The organism is Musicola paradisiaca NCPPB 2511 (assembly GCF_000400505.1).
In the GTDB taxonomy this organism is placed as follows: Bacteria; Pseudomonadota; Gammaproteobacteria; order Enterobacterales; family Enterobacteriaceae; genus Musicola; species Musicola paradisiaca.
The window spans coordinates 4522505-4543887 of sequence record NZ_CM001857.1 but is presented as its reverse complement, the minus strand read 5'-3'; the positions used below and the strand labels follow the sequence as shown (position 1 = coordinate 4543887).

The following is a 21383-nucleotide window of genomic DNA, read 5'->3' as shown; positions in this document are numbered from 1 at the left end:
GCTGAACTGAAATAAGGCCCCATTTTGGGGCCTTTTGCTTTTTATACCGGCTTAAGCCGAAGAACGTCCGTAAACTGCACTATTTTAGCGCCTGTTATTATCCTTTCTCCTCCCTATCCAGCGTGGTTTTTTCCCGTTACAGTGAAACTCCGGGGCGAATCTCAGGAGGCCGCATGTTGTATATCTTTGATTTGGGCAATGTTGTGATTGATATTGATTTCAATCGCGTATTGGGCGTCTGGAGCACTCTGAGCGGTGCGCCGTTGGCGACCCTGCGTGAGCGCTTTGTTATGGGGCCAACGTTTCAACAGCACGAACGCGGCGAAATCAGCGATGAAACATTTGCCTCGCAGCTTTGCCATGAAATGGGGATTACGCTCAGTTATGAACAGTTTGCTATGGGATGGCAGGCTATCTTTATCGGCTTACGCCGGGAAGTGGTGGACATTATGCACCGCCTGCGGCATGACGGGCATCGGGTGGTCATTCTCTCCAATACCAATCGTTTGCACTGTGAATTCTGGCCTACGGAATACCCAGAGGTTGTTGCGGCAGCCGACCGGATGTACTTGTCGCAGGATCTCGGGTTGCGTAAGCCCGAGGCGGATATCTATCGCCATGTATTGCGGGAAGAAGGGGTGGGCGCGAGTGAGGTGTTGTTCTTCGACGATAATGAAGCGAACGTCGTCGCGGCACAGGCACTCGGCATTCAGGCTGTTCAGGTTCATGATCGACAGGTTGTGCCTGATTTTTTTGCCCGACAGGAATGAAGGCTGGAGGTATATCCTTTTTATGATTGCATTGATTCAACGAGTGTCCGGCGCCAGCGTGACAGTGGATGGCGATGTGGTTGGCGAAATCGGCGCCGGGTTGCTGGTTTTGCTGGGAGTGGAACAGGGTGACGACGAACGGAAAGCATCCCGGTTATGTGAGCGAGTGACGGGGTATCGGATTTTCAGCGATGAGCACGGCAAAATGAACCTGAATGTTCAGCAGGCGGGCGGTAGCCTGTTGGTGGTATCGCAGTTTACTCTGGCGGCGGATACACAGAAGGGTATGCGCCCCAGTTTTTCCCGCGGAGCCGCGCCGGATGAGGCCGAACGTTTATATCAGTATTTCATTGGTCAATGTCGTGAGCGCGGCCTGACGACGGAGACCGGCCGTTTCGCCGCAGAGATGAAAGTTGCGTTGGTGAATGACGGGCCGGTGACTTTCTGGTTGCAGGTTTGAATCCCCCGAGCGATGTGTTGAGTGAGGCGAGTATGTACTACCTGAAAGTACCGGAAAGCGCGGAAGATCTGGATGCCTACTACTACTTTCGTTGGGAAATGCTGCGTAAACCCTTGAATCAGCCATTAGGGTCGGAACGGGATGCCTACGATGCGTTGGCGCATCATCAGACGCTGGTCGATGAACAGGGAAATCTGATGGCAGTAGGGCGTCTTTCTATCAATGCTGACAATGAAGCATCCATCCGTTTTCTGGCTGTACGCCCTGATGTGAGGCGCAAAGGATTGGGGGCCATGATTGCCCTGGCACTGGAGTCCGTGGCGCGTCAGGAGGGGGTGAAGCGCGTAGTATGTAGCGCCCGCGAGGATGCGGTGGATTTCTTCGCCCGACTGGGGTTTGTCAATCAAGGGGAAATCACCACGCCGCTGACGACGCCGGTGCGCCATTTCCTGATGATAAAACCGGTCGCCTCGCTGGATGACATTTTGCACCGGCCTGAGTGGTGCGCCCAACTGCAGCAAGCCTGGCACAATCATATTCCCCTCAGCGACAAGATGGGGGTTCGCATCAGCCAGTACACCGGACAAAAATTCATCACCACCATGCCGGAAGCCGGAAATCAGAATCCGCATCACACGTTGTTCGCCGGCAGTCTGTTTTCGCTGGCAACGCTGACGGGGTGGGGGCTTATCTGGTTATCGTTACGTGAAAAGCAGCTGGACGGAACCATTATTCTGGCGGATGCGAACATTCGTTACATTGCGCCAGTGGCGGGGCGGCCCAGCGCGGTAGCGGATCTCGGATCGATAAACGGCGATTTGGCACGTCTAGCCAGAGGGCGAAAAGCCCGTGTTCGGCTACAGGTGGAACTGTTTGGCGACGAGAAAAGCGGGGCGCTGTTTGAAGGAGTTTATCTGGTATTGCCGCTGGCGTCGGATGATGTAAAGCCTTCCGACGAATTTACCATTCGTTAATTGTTCGGCCCGCAGAACGCCGATCATACCGCCATAATAAATCGCCACGTTGATGTGGCGATTGGTATTCAGGGATCAGGGTTTTCAACGTCGAGGTACTACGCCGTTACGACGGGTTGGCGGGCGACGATGGCGCGGCAGGCGTGCTTTCAACGACGTTACCCTGACGCATTTGCTGATTAATACCGTGCCCCGCGCTGTCGATACCCTGCAATGACCCATTAAGGCTGGGTTTTAGCGGGGATGACGCATCCAGTCGACCAGTCAGGTGCAGTTGTATGTTGGTGTTCCCGGTCGGCGCGGTCGCTGATGTTGTTGGCCAGCCCCAACGGATGAAATTATCGAAGGTGACGGCTTTTCCGTTGAGTTCCAGAGAGAATACACGGGTCGGCTGTTGGTCGATAACCGCTTTGGCTTCCAGCAGGCCGGTTTTGGTGAAAGCGCTCAATTCGGTAATGTTGATTTGCTGATCGCCGGCGTTCAATACCAGCGAAGGCCGCCGGACATCAACCTTGTTGAATGTGGCGTCGCTGGCGTTAAGCGTCAGCGCGCCCTGCCAAATACCCCATTGATGATTTTTGGCCAGCAGCAAATTGGCGCCGACGCCGTCCAGCGCGGTGAGCTGGAACGGGAAATCAGGTGTGATATCAATCAGCAAGTTATGATTGGCGGCAAACTTCTTCAGCATCACTTCCGTCAGCCAGTCCGGCAACGTTTGCAGCCAACGCTGCCGCCAGTCGCCAGGTAATGTATATTCCAGGCCGGCCACCACGACATCATCCAGCGTCAGGCGATGCGTATCCCGACGCCAGTTACCGCTGGTACGTAACAGGCCGCCTTCCCAGCGCGTCGAAAATTGCCTGATGTCGACCCCTTGTTTGGACAAACTCAGCGTTACGATCGGATCAACGAAGTGCATGGGGCCGTTAACGATATCGGTCGCGTTGAACGACAGCGAGCCGTCTTCGCTTTGCCAGTCGTCCTGTTTGAAGGTGACATTTTGCAGCGTGACGTCCAGGTCGCTAAATGCCCAGTCCGGCCCTTCGATTCGCGCATCGATCAAGTCAAAACGATTAATGGTGACGGAAGGGATATGCGTAACGGGCTTGAGAAAGTCAGCCATAGTCTGCTTGGTCTGCAACCGGACATTGCTCAGCCGTAGCGTGTTGACGAGCCAACTGCCGTCTTTCGAACGTACTGCATTTCCGGTTAATTCCCCGCGAGCCACATCCGCGCCGAAATTCTCCAGTGTTAGCTGTTTGTTGTCGAACGTCCCTTGGATCAGCACCTTGCTGGCAGGCAACTCATTGAGCTGCAAAGCGCTGGCGCTAAGCTGGAATGCGGCTTTCCTGCCGAGCAGGTACCCGGTTTCCGGTTTCCAGGGCGTAATGCCGCCGGTGACTTGTTGCCCCTGCAAACGCCAGTCGCCGTCCTGGGCCTGTAGCGCCATATTTTTCAATTGCAGGATATCGGCGTCGAGCGGCAGGGCGAACCCGGTTTGTTCGAGATTCAGCGCGCCGCCTTCCAGCTCAATGCTGGCAAAATGGCGAGGGGTGGTGAACTGACGGAAGCTGAAACCCAGATCGATCTGTCTGGCGGATAAAGTGACCGGCTGGTCTCTATGACCGAAAGTGACGTCCTGCAATTGCAAATGGCTGGGTGTGGACCAGTCATGAGCTACTTTGTTGAGCGACAAACGGTATTCGGTGTGTTGATTCACCCAATCGCTGATCCGGCCGGCGCCCCATGCCGTTTGCAGCAGGACGTAGAGAATCACCAACGTTAGCAACATCAGCAAAAATAGGGTGAGAAGAACTTTCCCGATAAATTTCATTGTGTGAATCCGCGCCAGTCGTCAGGGATAACCGTTTTATGCCGTAATTAGCCTGTTGTCTCAACAGGTAATCATGTTACAGACAATAATTAAGGGCCGATGTTACACCATCGGCCCTTAATTTCACGTCAGACGAAAATTTTCTGGAAGCGGTCGCTTATTCTTTCTCGTGGGGGAACATCAGATTTAACACGATGGCTGTGATGCCGCCCGCAGCAATACCGGAAGAGAGCAGGGTTTTCAGCCAATCAGGCGCAAACTGCAAAATTAACGGCTGCTGCGAGACACCCAGACCAACGGCCAGAGACAACGCGATAATCATGATGGCGCGGCGGTTCAGCGGTTCGCGGGAGACGATGCGCACACCGGAGGCGGCGATGGTGCCGAACATTACGATGGTCGCACCGCCCAGCACCGGCTCGGGAATATGCTGCACAAACCCGCTTACCGCCGGAAAGAGCCCCAACACGATCAGCATCAGCGCTACCACAAAACCCACATAACGGCTGGCGACGCCGGTCAGCTGGATGACGCCGTTGTTCTGGCCGAAGCAGGAGTTGGGGAAGGTATTGAAGATGGCGGATACACAGGAGTTCAGGCCGTTGGCCAGCACCCCGCCTTTCAATCGCTTCATGTATAGCGGCCCGCTGACCGGCTGCTCGGAAACGTCGGAGGTGGCGGTGATGTCGCCGATGGTTTCCAGCGATGTCACCATGAAAACCAGCATCAACGGCACCAGCAGATTCCAGTCGAAGCCAAGACCGTAATACATCGGCGCTGGCACCATAATCAGGGCCGAGGCCGACGACGGCGCGTTACCCGGCAGCATACCCATCAGCCAGGCCGCCAGATAGCCCACCGCCATGGCGATCACCAGCGACGCCACGCGCAGGTAAGGGTTGCGCTGACGATTCAGGAGGATGATGACGGCCAGCACGATCCCGGCCAGCAACAGGTTTTTCGGCGCGCCGAAGGTGTGGTTGCCCATGGCGGCGAAACCGCCGCCGATAGAGGTTAACCCGACCTGAATCAGCGACAGGCCGATAATCATTACCACAATACCGGATACCAGCGGAGTGATGATGCGGCGCGCCAGATGCAGCACGCGGGACAGCAACATCTCGGTGCAGGAGGCGACCATCAAGGTGCCGAACAGCGCCGCCATCATGGTGGGAACATCCGCTCCACCGTTTTTCAGCGCCATACCGCCCATGATCAACGGCGTCACGAAGTTGAAGCTGGTGCCTTGAATCGAAAGCAGGCCAGACCCGACCGGCCCCCAGGTTTTGATTTGCAGAATAGACGCCACGCCGGAGGCGAACAGCGACATACTGATGATGTGCTGGGTATCCTGCGCCGGCAAGCCGAGCGCCTGGCAAATCAGCAACGCCGGGGTAATCACGGCGACAAACATCGCCAGCAAATGCTGACAGGCGGCAAATAGGGTTTGCGGTAGTGGAGGCCTGTCCTCCAGACGGTAAATCAGTTCGCTGCGCGCCGTGGTTTCGGGGCTGGACTGAGGTATCTCGGTGGCGGAAATACTCATGGTGGTTGGCACTCCTGAATAAAAATGCGCATTTTAATCTTCTGCTTTGTAAAAGCAATCGGTTGCGGTAAGCGATTGCAGGTGCTGCTGTCGACGGTGAGAAATTAAAGGTGAGAAATGTGCGTCGGTGAGGTGTGTCCGGCAATGCTTCTGTCGTCGATGCTAACTCAACGCCGTGATGTGGGCGTCGCTAATGCATCGAATGGCCGCGCCCTGAAGGGATGGCGGTTTTTTGCTGCATCGTTGTGTGCTGCATCGTTGTTGTACCCTGGGTCTGCATCGCCAGGTTACGTGGCCCCGCAGTCATATGACCGGGCCGCCGACCGTTTAAGCGTTGGTATAACGGGCGCTTTCCGGCAGCCAGCGTTCGATCAGCGCTCGGGCATGTTCGGGATAGTGCGCGTGGATATGGCGGGCAACCCGCTGCACTTGTGGGATAAGCGCCTGATCGCGCAGCAGGTCGGCCACTTTGAATTCGGCGTTGCCGGTTTGGCGGGTGCCGAGCAGCTCACCGGGGCCGCGAATTTCCAGATCGCGTTGTGCGATCACAAAGCCGTCGTTACTGTCCCGCAGTACCTGCAACCGCATCTGGGCGGTCTTGCTGAGCGGCGATTTATACAACAGTACGCAATGGGAAGCCACCGCGCCTCGGCCGACACGCCCGCGCAACTGGTGCAACTGCGCCAGCCCCAGGCGTTCCGGGTTTTCGATAATCATCAGGCTGGCATTGGGAACATCGACGCCCACTTCAATCACCGTGGTCGCTACCAGCAAATGCAGTCGGCCGGTTTTGAACGCCTCCATGACTGCCTGTTTTTCCTGGGTTTTCATGCGGCCATGCACCAGCCCAATCGTTAAATCCGGCAACGCGGCCTGCAGTTCCTGCAGCGTGGCTTCGGCGGCCTGCGCCTCCAGCAGATCGGATTCTTCGATCAAGGTGCAGACCCAGTAAGCCTGCCGTTCTTCTTGCAGACAAGCATGCCTGACGCGCTGGATAACATCGGCGCGCCGGGTGTCGGGAATCGCGACGGTGGTGACTGGCGTTCTGCCGGGCGGCAGTTCGTCAATCACCGAGGTATCCAGATCGGCGTAGGCGGTCATCGCCAGCGTGCGCGGAATCGGCGTGGCGGTCATGATCAGCTGGTGAGGATGGAAGCCCTGTTCTTCCCCTTTTTCCCACAGCGCCAGCCGCTGGTGGACGCCAAACCGGTGCTGCTCGTCGATAATCACCAGCGCTAGACCGTTGAACTGTACCTGTTGCTGAAAAATGGCGTGCGTTCCCACCACCATGGCAACTGCGCCGCTGGCAATCGCGTCCTGCTGAGCCTGTCTGGCTTTCCCTTTCTGTTTCCCAGCTAGCCAGCCAACGTCGATTCCCAGCGGTGCGAACCAGTTGCGGAAGTTGATGGCGTGTTGCTCGGCCAGCAGTTCGGTCGGCGCCATCAGCGCGACCTGCCTGCCGTGCGTGATCGCGCGCAGTGCGGCCAGCGCCGCCACCAGCGTTTTCCCCGATCCGACATCCCCTTGCACCAGCCGCATCATCGGAAACGGCTGGCTCATATCCTGTTCGATTTCCGCCACCACCCGCTGCTGGGCGGCGGTGGGAGAAAACGGCAAGGCGGCCAGCAGACGCTGTTTCAGTCGCTCGTCCGGGGCCAGCGGCTGAGCGTGATAACGCTGTGCGCCTGCGCGAACCGCCAGCATGCTGAGGTTGTGCGCCAGCAGTTCCTCCATAATCAGCCGCTGTTGCGCCGGATGTTTACCCTGTTCCAGCGCTTCCAGCCTGACGTCCGGCGGCGGCCGGTGCAGGGTGCGCAGTGCGTCCGGCAGACTGATCAACCCGTGGCGCATCTCCTGCGGCAGCAGTTCGTCGATAGGATGGGTATCGAGCAATTGCAGCGCCTGGTCGGTCAGTTTGCGCAGGGTCGCCTGGCGGATGCCCTCGGTGGTCGGATAAACCGGCGTCAGCGTTTCCTGTAGTTCAAGTTGCGCGGTTTCTCCCTGTAGGCGGTATTCCGGGTGGATGATTTCCGCGCCGAGCTTGCCGCGCCGGATTTCGCCATATGCCAATATCCGCTGGCCGGGCGACAGGCTGTTTTTCATCCCGGCGTTGAAATTGAAAAATCTCAGCGTCAGCATGCCGCTGCCGTCGCTAATCTGGCAGGTCAGCATACGGCGGCGGCCAAAAGAGATATCGCTGCGCAGCACTTCGCCTTCGACGGTGGCGTAGATGCCCGGCAGTAAATCGTTGATTGGGTAGAGGTGGGTTCGGTCTTCATAACGCAATGGCAGATGCAGCAGCAAATCTTCCACGGTTTCCAGGCCGATGCGGGCAAGTTTGGTCGCCTGGCTGGCCCCCACGCCGGCAAGGGTGCTCAACGGTTGGGTATTCAGCAGGCGGCTTTGCATCATTGCTCCGTGGATTGCATCGCGGCCCACCAGGGCGCGTCGGCAATGACCTGCCCGGCATGATCGATGACAGGACGCGACAGGCCCTTACGTTGAGCGACGCGGGCAAGCACCGGGTAGCCGCCTTCAAACAGCAGGCGCTGTTGCTCTTCTTCATCCAGCGGACTGATTTCCCGCTGGTACATACCCGCAAGCTGACGTTGACGTTGCGCTTCGTACAGAATCAGCGCCGATGCCACCGAGACATTCAGTGATTGCACCATGCCGATCATCGGAATAATGATGTCCTGATCCGCCAGTGCCAATGCCTCGGCGGAGATGCCGGTTTTTTCCTGACCCAGCAAGATACAGGTGGGACGGGTGTAATCCACGTCGCGGAAATCCACCGCACTGGCGGACAGATTGGTCGCCAGAACCTGCATCCCCTGGGATTTCAGATGGCTGACCGCGTCGTGGATCGAACGATGGGTTTTGACCTGTACCCAGCTGTTGCTGCCTGCGGCGGTAGAAACCAGTGTTTTCATCCGGTTAGTGGGCCAGACGGCGTGCACCTGATGGACGCCGACAGCGTCTGCTGTACGGATAACGGCGGAAACGTTGTGGGGTTTGTGCACCTGTTCCATGCATACCGTCAGATCCGGTTGGCGGTTGTTGAGCATGTCGCGGATGCGGGCATAACGTTGTGGGGTCATAACAGGTCAGTTTCGATTACGGTTAACTTTAATCACATCCGGCATCACGCGAATTTTACGCATAATGTTCGCCAGGTGAACACGATCGCGCGTGGTGAGGCGGATAAAGGCGCTGTATACCCTGCCGTCCTTTTCCTCGGTATTGATGCTCTGAATATTGGAGTTGGACGCGCTGATCGCCGCCGTCAGGTTGGCCAGCGCGCCCTGATGGTTGAGCATATCCACCTTGATTTCAGCGATGAACTCCTGCTCGGTGACTTCATCCCATTCTACCGCCATGAATTTTTCAGGTTCTTTCTGATAGCCGCGAATATTGCGACAGGATTCATGATGGATAACCAGCCCTTTGCCTGGGCTGACGTGGGCGATAATCGGATCGCCGGGAATAGGACGGCAGCACTTGGCGAAGGTAATCAGTACGCCATCGGCACCCTTGATAGGCAGTTTGCGGATACCGGCATCGGTGAGTTCGGTATTTTCTTCCAACAGATTGCGGGCCACGACGACGCTCATGGCGTTGCCAAGACCGATTTCCGCCAGTAAATCGTCCAGCGCCGGCAGTTTCATGCGCTCCAGCTCGCGCTGAATATTCTTCTCGGGGATATCGGACAGTTTGCGCCCGTTGCCCAATGCATGGTTCAGCAGACGGCGCCCCAGGCTGACGGAATCGTCACGCTTGAGGTTTTTCAACATCTGGCGAATTTTGGCGCGAGCCCTGGAACTGACTACAAAATTGAGCCAGGCTGCGTTTGGACGAGCGCCTGGAGCCGTGATGATCTCCACGGTCTGACCGCTGGAAAGCGCCTGGGATAACGGATAAGGCTGCCTATCGACGCGAGCGCCGACGCAAGCATGGCCGATGTCGGTATGCACGGCATAGGCGAAGTCCACCGGCGTGGCGCCGGCCGGCAACTGTACGATGCGGCCTTCCGGGGTAAATACGTAAATTTCGTCCGGAAACAGATCGGATTTCACGCTTTCGATGAATTCGAAGGAACTGCCCGCACTCTGTTGCAGTTCCAGCAGGCTTTGCATCCAACGCTGGGCGCGAACCTGCGCCGTAGTGCTGCTGCTTTCGCCTTCTTTATAGGCCCAGTGCGCCGCCACGCCCATTTCCGCCATCTGATCCATGTCTTCGGTACGGATTTGCACTTCGACCGGCACGCCATGCGGCCCGATCAACGAGGTATGCAGCGACTGATAACCGTTGGCTTTGGGGATGGCGATATAATCTTTTACCCGCGCTGGGCGCGGTTTGTACAGGCTATGTACCTGGCCCAGCACCCGGTAACAGGTATCCACTTCCTTGACGATCACCCGAAATGCGTAGATATCCATGATGGAGTGAAAACGCTGTTCTTTCAGGTGCATTTTGCAGTAGATGGAGTAGAGGTGTTTTTCCCGACCGCTGACACGACAGGAAATCCCGGCCTCTTTTAATCGTCCCTCTATTTCGGAGAGGATTTTCTGGATCATCTCTTTGCGGTTGCCGCGGGCGGCTTTCACCACTTCTTTGATGACACGATAACGATTGGGATAGAGTGCTTCGAAACCCAGTTCTTCCAGCTCGGTTTTCAGATGGTGAATACCGAGGCGATGCGCCAGCGGGCTATAGATTTCCAGCGTTTCACGGGCGATACGACGGCGTTTGTCCGGTCGAAGCGACCCGAGGGTGCGCATGTTGTGGGTACGATCCGCCAGTTTGATCAGGATGACGCGGATGTCCTGCACCATCGCCATGATCATCTTGCGGAAGTTCTCTGCCTGCGCCTCTTTCTTGTCGCGAAATTTCAGCTTGTCGAGTTTGGATACGCCTTCCACCAGTTCGGCTACGCTTTTGCCGAACAAGCGCTCGATATCTTGGTAGGTTGCCGGCGTATCTTCGATAACATCATGCAGCAACGCCGCCATTAGCGTTTCATAGTCGAGACGCATTTCCGCCAGAATACAGGCGACGGCGACCGGGTGCGTGATGTAGGGCTCGCCGCTGGAGCGTGTCTGCCCCTCGTGGGCATCACGTGCAACGATATAGGCCTGCTTGAGACACTGTATCTGGTCTTCCGGCAGATACCGCTGAATCAGCAGATTGAGGCTTTCAAACAGATACAAGGGGGACTCGTGACCTGATTAACGACGACCTTCGGCAATGGCAGTCACCGCCTGAATTTCCGCGGCTTCCTGCTCCTGTTGTTCCTGACGTTCGCGCACGTCCAGAATCTGGCCGTTGATCAGGTTTTCTTCGATTTCGCGCAGCGCAATAACGGTGTACTTATCGTTTTCTTCCGGCACCAGCGGCTCTTTTCCGCCAACCTGCATCTGGCGGGCGCGACGGGCAGCGACCAACACCAGGTCAAAACGATTACCAATTTTCTCTACAGCGTCCTGAACAGTTACGCGTGCCATAGTGTGCTACTCCAGTGGGGAAATAAAATGACTGGGCATCATACTGAAAGTGCCGTCAGTCTGCCAATAGTTTGGTGATTAAAGCGTCATGTCGAATCTTCTGGCGGCTCAGGCGCAGACGTTCGGCGCGAATAATGGTTTTCAGATCGTGTAACGCCAAATCGAAATCGTCATTCACGATCAGGTAATCGTATTCGGCATAGTGGCTCATTTCCGCTACGGCCTGCGTCATCCTGCGGGCGATAACCTCTTCACTGTCCTGTCCGCGACCGCGCAGACGACGCCCCAGTTCTTCTTTTGAGGGCGGAAGAATAAAAATGCTGCGGGCCAGGGGCATTTTTTCCCGAATCTGGCGCGCGCCCTGCCAGTCGATATCCAGAAAGACATCCACGCCGGTCGCCAATACCTGTTCGATGGTGGCGCGTGACGTACCGTAATAATTGCCGAAGACCTCAGCGTATTCCAAAAAATCATCCTCGTCGATCATGCGTTTAAACTCGTCGACGGAAACGAAGAAATAATGTTCGCCATGAACCTCGCCCGGCCTAACGACGCGGGTAGTGTGTGAAACTGACACTTGGGTGTCATACAGCGGCTGGGTTTTCAGCAGCGCCTGAATCAGGCTGGATTTCCCGGCCCCGCTGGGAGCGGAAACAATATATAACGTGCCTTGAGCCATAGTGATTTCTGAAGTTGACAATGATTGGAACGGGATGCGGCGGGACGCCTGTATATGTTGCGCATTATACACATCGTTGTGTCGTCAGTCGCTGGAGATATGCCCGGCCTATTCCGGCATAAAGGACGCCCCGGTTCGGGTTCGCTGCGGGAGGTGCCGCAATAGCGATTGATGACGACAGCCATTGCGTCGATTCCCTGCGTACGGCTTCGCATTCCGTGGCGACAGCGCTCGTTTTTCCTGCGGCACCGCGTTTTACTGACGACGTTTTTACGCAGGGAGAGGCGGGAATGCGTCAGGGATATTTGCCGATAGCGATATGGTCGATTGCAGTTTGGGCCGGTTGTACCGGGGCTTGCGTCTCTTGTCCGTCGTGGTCGGCACTGCGGGCGGAGCAGGAAATGGAACGGCTTGGGCATCAATTGGCGGTATGGGATAGGGCTTATTACGGCGCGGGTGAAAGCCAGATCGATGACCACACTTACGATCAACTGAGAAAACGGCTGGAGACATGGCAAGCCTGTTTTCACGCCGATCAAACCGCTTTTCCCATACCGTTGCCGACAGAGGGAAAAACGCCGCACCCAGTGGCGCATACCGGGCTGAAAAAACTGTCGGAGGCTGGCGAGTTACGGCGTTGGATTGCGCAGCATCGCGGTCTCTGGGTTCAACCCAAAATTGACGGCGTCGCCGTTACGCTGGTGTATGAGCAGGGCAAACTGGTATCCGCCGTCAGCCGGGGAAATGGGTATCGGGGTGAGGACTGGACGGAAAAAGTGCGCCGGATGCCGCAAGTGCCGCAACAATTGCCGACGGCACCCGATCAGCTGGTGTTGCAAGGGGAGCTTTATCTCGGTATGCCCGGTCATCGCCAGCAGCAGGATGGCGGCGCGAATGCCCGAGCACGGGTGGCCGGCGAAATGCGCCGTAGCCAGCCCTCATCGCTGGCATCCCGCATTGGCGTTTTTGTCTGGGAGTGGCCTGATGGGCCGCAAAGCATGCCGGAACGTTTATCCCAACTGCGGAGTCTGGGGTTTGAAATGACGGAGCGCTACACCCAGCCTATCACTACGCTGGAAGACGCTGCCCGCTGGCGCGAACGCTGGTACCGGGAACCACTGCCGTTTGCGACGGACGGCGTAGTGCTGCGACAGGCACAGGAGCCTGCGGCGCGCTACTGGCAGAATAAACCGGCGGAATGGGCGGTGGCCTGGAAGTATCCGTTAACCCGTCTGGTGACGGAAGTGGAGGGCGTTGAGATCGCGGTCGGGCGCACCGGTAACATGGCCGTGGTACTGACGTTGCAGCCACTGACGCTGGACGACAAAACGATTAGACGGGTCAATGTCGGGTCAATATCCCGCTGGCGGCAGTGGGATGTACTGCCCGGCGATCAGGTCAGCATCGGTTTGGCGGGGCAAGGTATTCCCCGATTAGATGCCGTCGTGTGGCGTACATCGGTGCGGGAACCGATGTCGGTGCCTGAAAACGTCGGTTTCAGTGAATTTACCTGCCTGACATGGCGTGAAGGTTGTCGGTCGCAGTTTATTGCCCGGCTGGTCTGGCTGAGCGGGAAGCGCGGGCTGGGGCTGACAGGTGTCGGGGAAGGGGTTTGGCAACGTCTGGTTTTGCGCGGAATGTTACCTGATGTGGTGTCGTGGCTGGCGTTGACGCCGGCACAGCTAATCGGTCTCGGCGGGTTGGGGGCAACGCAGGGTGAAAAAGTGTATCAGCAGTTTCAACGCGCGCGGCGGCAGCCACTTTCACGATGGTTGATGGCGTTGGGGATCCCCGTTCCCCGTGCTGCGCAGGGCGCCTTGCATGGGGTGTCTTTGATTGCTCTGCAGCAGCGTTCACTGGCGGAGTGGCGGCAATTTTCGGGCATCGGCGTCGCCCGGGCTGGGAATATTCGAGATTTTTTGCATCAGCCGGAGATTGCCGCACTGTTGCAGTGGCTGGTACGGCAAGGTATTGGCGCTAGCACTCTGGATGAAGAGACGTTTCGTCAGGTGGATTAAGAAGGATTTCGGCAAGTGTAAAACGAAAGATGAACACTGCCAGGTCTGCGAGGGAAACCGCGCGAATTTCACGGCGGATTGGCTGATGTGGCGCAGTCTGGCGTGTTTTGTCGGCATTCCGGGTGCTTTGTCGCCAATCCGTGGGCTTTTGCGAAAAAGGGATTGACGCTGTTTCAGGGGCGCAGTAATATGCGCCCCGCATTCGGTGAGTGGCGCAGCCTGGTAGCGCACTTCGTTCGGGACGAAGGGGTCGGAGGTTCGAATCCTCTCTCACCGACCATTTAAAAAAGCTCGATTTTATTATGAACTCGCACCTTACAGGTCGCGGGTTTTTTTGTTTTTGAACCATCGATACCGCTGGTTTTTGAACGACGTGCCCTGGAATACGGTGAAAGCTGTTTTTCTTTGCTTTTGGGCGCATGCTCTCCTGCTCCTGCTCCTGCTCCTGCTCCTGCTCCTGCTCCTGCTCCTGCTCCTGCTCCTGCTCTCTTTCTTTCAATATTTGTCGTGTCGCTGCGTTATTCCCGCTCGGGTGAATGACAGTAAGCAGTGGCTGGACGAATGCTGAAAGCAGGATGGGACAACGTCTTCAACCCCCATCCCGAAAGCGAATCATTTGAGCTGCGATAACGCTTTTTCAACCGCAGAGCGCCGTCCCTGATCGGCAATTTCGCCGCCAGGGCGCGGGGCGGCCGCTAATGCGATGTTCAGAAACCGTTTGGCTTCATCTTTTCGCCCTTCTTTGAGCAAATAATCGCCGTAGAAATAGTTGGGATCGATCCCCTGGGGGTTAATCGTCAGCGCAGTCTTCAGGTATTGTTCCGCTTTTTTGTTGTCGCCAAAACCAATCGGCCACCCAGGAACCTGGTAATAGAGTGCGCCAAGCGTTGTGTAAGCGGAACCTTCCAGCGCTTTCGGGTTAATGGCGATGGCCTTTTCCAGCGTCGCCTTGGCCTGCTTGACCAGATCCAGCGCGCCTAATCCGCCTTTGGCGCCGGCCAGGCTGCTGTTGGCGATGGCTTCCCAGATCAGGTATTCCGCCTGTGTCGGGTTAGCGACGGCCAGCGCGTGGGTTTTCTGGCTCAGCGCGGTGAAGCACGATTCTTTTTTGGCGGTTAGCGTTTGATATTCGCAGATTGACCATTGTTTCTGAATATCCATCAGGTTGCTGTCAAAGCCGGTACTGGCATTGGCGGCGACGCCTATCGCCAGACTGGCGAAAAGCAGCATGTTTACGGCGTATTTCATCACGGGTTCCTATTTTTGCTGGTCACGGGCGTAACGCTGAATAACGGAAAGCTGACGGCGAATAATGTTGTCCACCAGCGCCGGCAGTAAGGCATTAATCCGGACGAACAGTTTTTCCGGCCAGCCCAGCCACCGCCGGGTCGATTCCTGCTGTAACGCAGTCACAACTTGTTCCGCCACCCATTCCGGGCGATCGCTCTTGTTGCCCAACGCCTTGTTCATATCATTGACCGCGGCTGAATTCAGCGTGGTGTCCGTGGCGCGGGGCGCAAGATACAGCACTTTAATTCCCTGAGATGACAGTTCGCGGTTCAGCGCTTCACTAAAACCGCGTAACGCAAATTTGGTGGCGCAATACACGCTGTATCCCGGATAGCCGATCCCGCCGAAGGTGGAGCCGATGTTCATGATGATGCCGGGATTGTTCATACACTCCAGCATAGACTGCGTTAGCAGGATCGGTGCTTCGGTATTGAGCGCCAGCAACTGGCGGATATTGTCGTGGTTGTGATTCTCGAACAGGTTAAACGCGGACGTGCCGGCGTTATTGATCAAAATATCGAGCCGGGCGGTTTCCGGAAAACACTCCGCCAGCGCGTTGCGATCCTGTTCGTCACACAAGTCTGCCAGCAGAATATTGTGGTGGTTGGGATCCGGCAGTCGACGCAGTAGCGACAGTAATTCGCGCTCGTTACGGCCCACCAAATACAGTCGGGCCTCTCTGGCGGCCAGCTCCATCGCCAGCGCCTTGCCGATGCCGCCACTGGCACCGGTCAGCATAATACGTTTGCCTTTGAGATCCATAATCAGTGCTCCGTCAGGCTGCGCAGCATATCGCCGTACAGTCGGTAAACTACGTGGGCGGAATGGATGACGGCGGCGCGATCGTCGCGATCTTCTACCTTGTCCATCAGCGAGGCGAAAAATTTCAGGTGTTCCTGATCCAGCGAACCGTGCGAGCGCAGGTAGCTCATGGCGCTGGCGGGCAATCCCAGATTTTTTTCCAGCAACTCGGCCACACGGGTGGCGATGTTGACGCTGGTACCCTCCAATACGTGCACCATGCCGAAAATACTCATGGGGTTGCCGCGATTGGTGCAGTTGTACAAAAACGCGAGCATCAGTTCGACAGACATGTGCGGCTTACTGTGACGAACGGCTTCGGCGTCTCCGCCGCAAGCCTGGATATCGTTGAGAATCCACTCCTGATGGCCGTATTCCTCTTTGATATATTCCGCGATCGCTTCGCGTACCCATTCATGACTCATCGGTAAACGGCTGCCGGCCGCCATCAATAGAGGAACGGTATGGCTGACGTGGTGGTAAGCCTGCGTCAGAAATGCGAGATAGATTTCCCGCGTAATGTCGCCCTGAAGACTGGCGGCGATAACGGGTGCAGCCATCATATGACGCTGTGATGACGCGGTATCCGATTGCAGTTGTTGGTAGAAACCCATGTCTTACTCCTGAACGGCTTGCAGTATTTGTTGTTGGTATTGTTGATAGATGTCAGCCCGGCGCGGTCGACCATTGCTGGTTATCAGCGCGGGATCCATCAGATTGGTGATGATGATGCGATGAATTCTGGCGTAATCCGGCAGATGCTGGTTCAACTGAGCGATTTGTGACGCCAGTTCCTGCTCTCTGCCGGGGAACGGGTGTATTAGCGCCACATTGACAGGCAAACCGTCGCCGAAGATCACCAGTCTGGCAATGGCCGGGTAGAGCGTGGCTTCGGTTTCGACCCATTCGGGGGAAAAATTGCGGCCAAATGCGGTAATCTGGACGTTTTTCAAACGGCCGTCCACATACAGAAAACCCTCATCGTCCAGATGCCCGATATCGCCAGTGGCGATCATCTGAGCGGGAGCCTGGCTGCCGAGATAGCCCAGCATCGCGGTGCCGGACACCATAATTTCATGTTGCGCCGACAAGCTGACCTGGCAGTGCGGCAGTGGGCGTCCCGCGCTGCCGGGGCGATCATTGCCCGGCGTATTCAGCGATACCACGGAACCGCATTCCGACAGGCCATAGCCTTCATAAACCGGCAAGCCATACTGGCGAGCCTGCAACAGCAGGTCGCGCGCCACCTTGCCGCCGCCCACCGCCACGAAACGGAGCGTATTCATACAGGCGGGATGGTGTCGCGCCTGAGCCGTCAATAACCTGAGCAATTCCGGCACCAGCACCAGACTGTGCGGGTGCCAGAAGGTAAGCGTTTGCACCAGCGCGGTCAGATTGAACTGGCTGGAGCCGGTAAAGCCCACCTGTTTTAGCGGCAGTATGACGCTCTCCGTTCCCAGCATCAGGGGGACATAGAGCCCGGTGATATTCTCCAGCAGCGTCGCCAGCGGCAACAGCGTGAGATGGCGCGTCAGACCCAACGACGACACTTGTTCGGCCAAGGCTTCGCTGGTGCGCTCCATACCGCGCAGGCTCAGGCAGACGCCTTTAGGCTGGCCGGTGGTGCCGGAGGTATAGGTAATTTTGGCGGTGCCGTCCGGGAGTGCGGGTCGCCGCTGTGGGGTACGTCGATAAAGCGGTAGCGAGCCGATCGGCGTAGGGCACCAGCCTGGGCGCGCCGGGCCGATCAGCGCGTCGGCGCCGCTGCTTTCCAGCACCCATTCTTGTTGTTCGGCACTGAAGAACAGTGGCATCGGGATCAGGACAATGCCCGCTTTCAGGCAAGCCAGATCGATCAGCGCCCAATCAATGCAGTTGTCCAATTGCAGCACCAGACGGGAGATATTCTGTTCTATCAATGTGCTGGCCAATTGACGGATACGTTCATGCAATTGACGATAAGTCAGCTGCTGAGTGCCGTTATTCAGGACGATGCGCGTCGGATTGATGCGGGCCTGACGTTCAATAGCGGTAAATAGCATCATGTTTCAGTTCCTTAAATCGAAAGGGAAATGAAGGAATCGAAGCAAACAGTGAAAGCAACAAACTGTTTTTGCTGAGCCTATCGTATCCGTGCGCCAAATCGCCCAGCATGATCCGGGGTTGCTGGGTGTAGTAACTCCCCCAGTTCTCGGCCTCACTGCCGAGCGCGTCCGGGTATGCATCGGCCAGAGGCACGGTGTCCAGGTTTAATCGGGCGAAAATATTGCGTAATTTCCGGGTGCCGGTGAACGCAATATGTTTGAACCGGTTGTGGTTCATCACCAGACAAATCGCGACGAACATGATGCGGGCGCTGGCGCCGTCCGCGGCCGCAAAGTTGCCGATTTCCGCCAATTGATGCCGTTCGAGGGCAAGCCCTTGCCGGCTGACGAGCTGCTCAACCGGCGCTTCCAGATAATTTTCCAGATACAGGCGCCCTTCGGACGCCGGCATTACACCGCAGGCAGCGACCAGGGAACCGTCATTCGCCGTCATGCCCAATTGGTAGGGCAGATAATGTGGAATGACTGCGTTGAACTCACGCTGATAGGCCTGCTGCATGAAACGGCGACAGCATGCCTGCCTGTCGGGCGTATCAGCCCAAAACAGATGGTACGGCACGTTGACATTCATGACGGTGTCCTACTGGATTCAATGAATGACATGCTATCCAGTCAGGATTAAGAGAGAATTAAGAGTGATAAAAAACATCAGCATCGTTGCGGCATCGGTCTTTGCAGGGGCGGAATGCGGTTTCGGGCGTGTGGTCGGCGTTGATTGCCGCCCGGATAAAACACATGGCGGGTGCGTATGAGGTGCGCTTACATCGGGCAAGGACTGTGGCGATCGGCTATAGTGCCGGGCCCTGTCTCTTTTGCTGGAGACGCTATTGGGATTGAACTTTGCGTTCCGCCGTGCGGCGGGTCGCCTGACGGAGAAGGTGTCATGCTCGTTGGTCGGAGTACCCCATTGATGGCAATCCTGGCCGTCATGATCAGCGCTTCGCTGGTCGGCTTGGCGCAGGGGTACTCGATTCCGCTGGTTTCCCTGAAGCTGACCGCGTTGGGATACGGTTCCGCGTTGATTGGCGTGGTCGCCGCATTGCCTGCCGTCGGGGTGTTTGTTTCTTCGCTGGCGGCGGCGCGGGTGGCGATGCGTATTCCGACCGGCCGTTTGCTGATGATATCGACGCTGGGCATGGGATGCTGTCTGGGGCTGTCGTTTTGGCTGGATAATGTGTGGCTGTTACTGGCGCCGCGTTTTCTGATGGGTTTTTTCTGCGGGCTGATCATCGTTATCGGCGAGTCCTGGGTGAGCGGTTGTACGCAAGCGCGCCATCGCGGCGTGCTGGTGGGGCTGTACGCCACGGCGTTTACCGGGTTGCAACTGTTGGGGCCGTTGCTGATCGCGCTTGGCGGGCCGGGCGATGCGCGCGGCATGTTGCTGATTCTCGCGCTGCATGGGGTCTGTCTGGTTATTACGGCGTTGGCGTCGTTTTCCGGGGTGGCGCAGCCTGAGCAGCGACGCAGTAATCTGTTCTCTCTGGCGTTGGCGGCGCCCGCACTGATTGTGGCGGTATTTGCGTTCGCGTTTTTTGATGGCGCCGTGCTTGCCATGTTGCCGCTGTATGGCATGGCGCATGGCTATGAGGAGCGGCTGGCGGTGCTGCTGGTCACGGTGCTGTTTGTCGGCGATGCGCTGTTGCAGGCGCCGCTGGGCTGGCTATCCGACAGGCTTGGCACGGTGCGAGTGCATGTGTGCTGCGGCGCGCTGTTTGTCCTGATGCTTGTCGCGCTGCCGCTCAGTTATGGCACGGGATGGGTCTGGGCCAACGTATTTTTGCTGGGCGCGGTGGCGGGCAGTATTTATACCCTATCGTTGGTACGGGCGGGCAAGCGGTTCCAGGGCATCGATCTGGTGGCGATGAACGCGCTGTTCGGCCTGCTGTGGGGAGCGGGCAGTTTTAGCGGGCCGCTGGTGAGCGGTGCGCTGATGCAGGGGTATGGCAACGATGGGCTGATCGCGGGGCTGATACTGCTGGGGGGGCTGTTTCTGCTGGCGAATGCGTTGCCTGGGTTACGGCGGGAACGGCTGGAGAATACGGCATACGCCGAGGGCGATTAAGCGGAGGGGGAGATGGATCGTCTGGGAGCGCTGGAAACCTTTGTCTGCGTTTATGAATGCGGTTCATTTTCAGCGGCAGCGCGCCGCATGGGCATCGGGCAGCCGGCCGTTTCCAAAGCGGTGATGCAGCTAGAACAGCAACTGGCGACCAGTCTGCTGTTGCGCTCGACCCGAGGGCTGACGCCGACTGAGGCGGGCCAACAGCTGTACGACCGGATTGCCCCGGCGTTGACCGAGATCCGTGACGCGCAGGACAGCATCGTCGGCGGTAATCAGTTGTCCGGTCGGCTGCGCGTCTCGGCGCCTGTCACCTTTGCCCGGTTACATATCTTCCCCCGTTTACACCAATTTATGGCGCTTCATCCCGAACTGAAGGTAGACATGCTGCTGGACGATCGCCCGGTCGATCTGATTGCTGAGGGTATCGATGTTGCGCTGCGCCTGGGGGATTTGCATGATTCGGGGCTGACGGCCCGACGTATCGCCGAGTCGCCGATGAAATTGCTGGCGACTCCCGGCTGGTTTGCCGCGCATGGCGTTCCCACCGCGCCGCCGGAGATCGAACAGCAGGACGCGATCGTGTATTTGCAATCGTCTACGCCGGAGAACTGGCTGTTCAGCCGCGGCGCCCAACAATGCCGGGTCACGCTGTCCGGCCGTATTCGTACCTCTGCCGCCGAAGGAATGCGGGAAGCGGTGCTGGCGGGAAATGGCCTGGCGATTGCTTCGGCGTGGATGTTCGCGCCCGAACTGGCCGATGGCCGGGTCGTCACCGCGCTGGATGACTGGCAGATCGGCACCATGGCGTTGTGGGCGGTCTATCCCGGCGGCCGCCTGACCTCAGCCCGAGCGTGGGCCTTCACCGAGTTCGTCGCCGGCTGTTTATCGCCCATCGTCTGAATTTCATCAGCTATTCCAATCTGGCATAAATCTTATGGCATCTCCCTCTCTACAGCGCAGGGGTGAGGATGCCTATGCTGTGCCGTATTACGCCGCCGGGTGGTACGACGGCCTGCCAGTAAGGGGATTGAAAATGAGTGCGATAGCGAACGATAGTGAAACCAGAGTGGGGAAACCGCTGATTTTTGCCATGGCGACCGCCAGCGGCGTCGCGGTGGCCAATATTTACTATAACCAACCGATGCTGGGGTTGATGACCGCCAGCTTTCCCGGCAGCGATGCGGCGGCGTTGATACCGACGGCGACTCAGCTGGGCTACGCCGCCGGATTGTTGCTGCTGGTGCCGCTGGGCGACAAGTATGAACGCCGCCGGCTGATTACCGGACAGTTTCTGTTGCTGGCGTTGGCGCTGGTGATGTCGGCGCTGTCTCCCTCGGCGG

At 57.4% G+C, this 21383-nt stretch carries 18 protein-coding genes, 1 tRNA gene and 1 pseudogene; 8 read left to right on the top strand and 12 right to left on the bottom strand.

The annotated features are described in order from the left end of the window. Window positions 1–173: 173 nt before the first annotated feature. Genes yihX through fabY form a run of 3 tightly spaced genes read left to right on the top strand, consistent with a single transcriptional unit; the run spans window position 174 to window position 2204 of the window. Entirely contained in the window at window positions 174–770 is a 597-nt protein-coding gene (gene yihX, locus DPA2511_RS20350; protein WP_015855602.1) for a glucose-1-phosphatase, read from the top strand. A gap of 22 nt (window positions 771–792) precedes the next feature. Continuing rightward, on the top strand, window positions 793–1230 hold the full coding sequence (dtd, locus tag DPA2511_RS20345; protein ID WP_015855601.1) for a D-aminoacyl-tRNA deacylase: 438 nt from the start codon (window positions 793–795) through the stop codon (window positions 1228–1230). 32 nt (window positions 1231–1262) lie between these two features. Beyond that, a complete protein-coding gene (fabY, locus tag DPA2511_RS20340) occupies window positions 1263–2204 on the top strand; it encodes a fatty acid biosynthesis protein FabY (RefSeq protein ID WP_015855600.1) in 942 nt (313 codons plus the stop codon). 106 nt (window positions 2205–2310) lie between these two features. Here the strand turns inward: fabY and DPA2511_RS20335 are convergent, their stop codons facing one another. The 7 genes from DPA2511_RS20335 to gmk all read right to left on the bottom strand — a co-directional run bounded on the left by DPA2511_RS20335 (window position 2311) and on the right by gmk (window position 11767). Beyond that, window positions 2311–4038, bottom strand: a complete 1728-nt coding sequence (locus DPA2511_RS20335; protein WP_015855599.1) for an AsmA family protein — start codon at window positions 4036–4038, stop codon at window positions 2311–2313. 157 nt (window positions 4039–4195) lie between these two features. Further along, complete coding sequence (locus DPA2511_RS20330; RefSeq protein ID WP_015855598.1) at window positions 4196–5584, bottom strand: nucleobase:cation symporter-2 family protein; 1389 nt, start codon at window positions 5582–5584, stop codon at window positions 4196–4198. A 327-nt stretch (window positions 5585–5911) separates the two neighbouring features. Then, on the bottom strand, window positions 5912–7993 hold the full coding sequence (gene recG / locus DPA2511_RS20325) for an ATP-dependent DNA helicase RecG (RefSeq protein ID WP_015855597.1): 2082 nt from the start codon (window positions 7991–7993) through the stop codon (window positions 5912–5914). After that, window positions 7993–8685, bottom strand: a complete 693-nt coding sequence (trmH, locus tag DPA2511_RS20320) for a tRNA (guanosine(18)-2'-O)-methyltransferase TrmH (RefSeq protein WP_015855596.1) — start codon at window positions 8683–8685, stop codon at window positions 7993–7995. Before trmH ends, recG begins: the two co-directional genes overlap by 1 nt. Window positions 8686–8691: 6 nt before the next feature. Continuing rightward, window positions 8692–10794, bottom strand: coding sequence for a bifunctional GTP diphosphokinase/guanosine-3',5'-bis pyrophosphate 3'-pyrophosphohydrolase (spoT, locus tag DPA2511_RS20315; protein ID WP_015855595.1), 2103 nt, complete (start codon window positions 10792–10794; stop codon window positions 8692–8694). Between the two features lie 18 nt (window positions 10795–10812). Next, entirely contained in the window at window positions 10813–11088 is a 276-nt protein-coding gene (gene rpoZ, locus DPA2511_RS20310) for a DNA-directed RNA polymerase subunit omega (protein ID WP_015855594.1), read from the bottom strand. Window positions 11089–11143: 55 nt separating this feature from the next. Then, window positions 11144–11767: a guanylate kinase gene (gene gmk, locus DPA2511_RS20305; protein ID WP_015855593.1), complete on the bottom strand. Its 624-nt coding sequence runs from the start codon at window positions 11765–11767 to the stop codon at window positions 11144–11146. Window positions 11768–12057: 290 nt separating this feature from the next. Between gmk and ligB the strand changes: the two genes are divergently transcribed. Continuing rightward, window positions 12058–13785: an NAD-dependent DNA ligase LigB gene (gene ligB, locus DPA2511_RS20300; protein WP_015855592.1), complete on the top strand. Its 1728-nt coding sequence runs from the start codon at window positions 12058–12060 to the stop codon at window positions 13783–13785. A 203-nt stretch (window positions 13786–13988) separates the two neighbouring features. Then, window positions 13989–14065: transfer RNA gene (locus DPA2511_RS20295), tRNA-Pro, on the top strand. Between the two features lie 332 nt (window positions 14066–14397). On the opposite strand, the gene DPA2511_RS20285 is transcribed toward DPA2511_RS20295, so the two are convergent. From DPA2511_RS20285 to DPA2511_RS20265, 5 genes are read right to left on the bottom strand one after another with little or no spacing between them, the layout of a single operon-like run. Further along, complete coding sequence (locus tag DPA2511_RS20285; RefSeq protein WP_015855591.1) at window positions 14398–15033, bottom strand: tetratricopeptide repeat protein; 636 nt, start codon at window positions 15031–15033, stop codon at window positions 14398–14400. Window positions 15034–15042: 9 nt separating this feature from the next. Further along, on the bottom strand, window positions 15043–15837 hold the full coding sequence (locus DPA2511_RS20280) for an SDR family oxidoreductase (protein ID WP_015855590.1): 795 nt from the start codon (window positions 15835–15837) through the stop codon (window positions 15043–15045). A gap of 2 nt (window positions 15838–15839) precedes the next feature. Continuing rightward, window positions 15840–16490 carry a TenA family transcriptional regulator gene (locus DPA2511_RS20275; RefSeq protein ID WP_015855589.1) on the bottom strand — a complete coding sequence of 217 codons (651 nt, stop codon included), beginning with the start codon at window positions 16488–16490 and terminating at the stop codon, window positions 15840–15842. A gap of 3 nt (window positions 16491–16493) precedes the next feature. Next, window positions 16494–17921, bottom strand: a complete 1428-nt coding sequence (locus DPA2511_RS20270) for an AMP-binding protein (protein WP_015855588.1) — start codon at window positions 17919–17921, stop codon at window positions 16494–16496. Continuing rightward, on the bottom strand, window positions 17899–18552 hold the full coding sequence (locus DPA2511_RS20265) for a thermostable hemolysin (RefSeq protein WP_015855587.1): 654 nt from the start codon (window positions 18550–18552) through the stop codon (window positions 17899–17901). Before DPA2511_RS20265 ends, DPA2511_RS20270 begins: the two co-directional genes overlap by 23 nt. A 312-nt stretch (window positions 18553–18864) precedes the next feature. Between DPA2511_RS20265 and DPA2511_RS20260 the strand changes: the two genes are divergently transcribed. From DPA2511_RS20260 to DPA2511_RS22245, 3 genes and pseudogenes are all read left to right on the top strand, one after another. Then, window positions 18865–20043 (top strand): MFS transporter, encoded by a 1179-nt coding sequence (locus DPA2511_RS20260; protein WP_023638532.1) that lies wholly within the window; start codon window positions 18865–18867, stop codon window positions 20041–20043. A gap of 12 nt (window positions 20044–20055) precedes the next feature. Then, window positions 20056–20943, top strand: coding sequence for a LysR family transcriptional regulator (locus DPA2511_RS20255; protein WP_015855585.1), 888 nt, complete (start codon window positions 20056–20058; stop codon window positions 20941–20943). A 133-nt stretch (window positions 20944–21076) separates the two neighbouring features. After that, a pseudogene (locus DPA2511_RS22245) lies at window positions 21077–21383 on the top strand (MFS transporter); the annotation flags it as partial.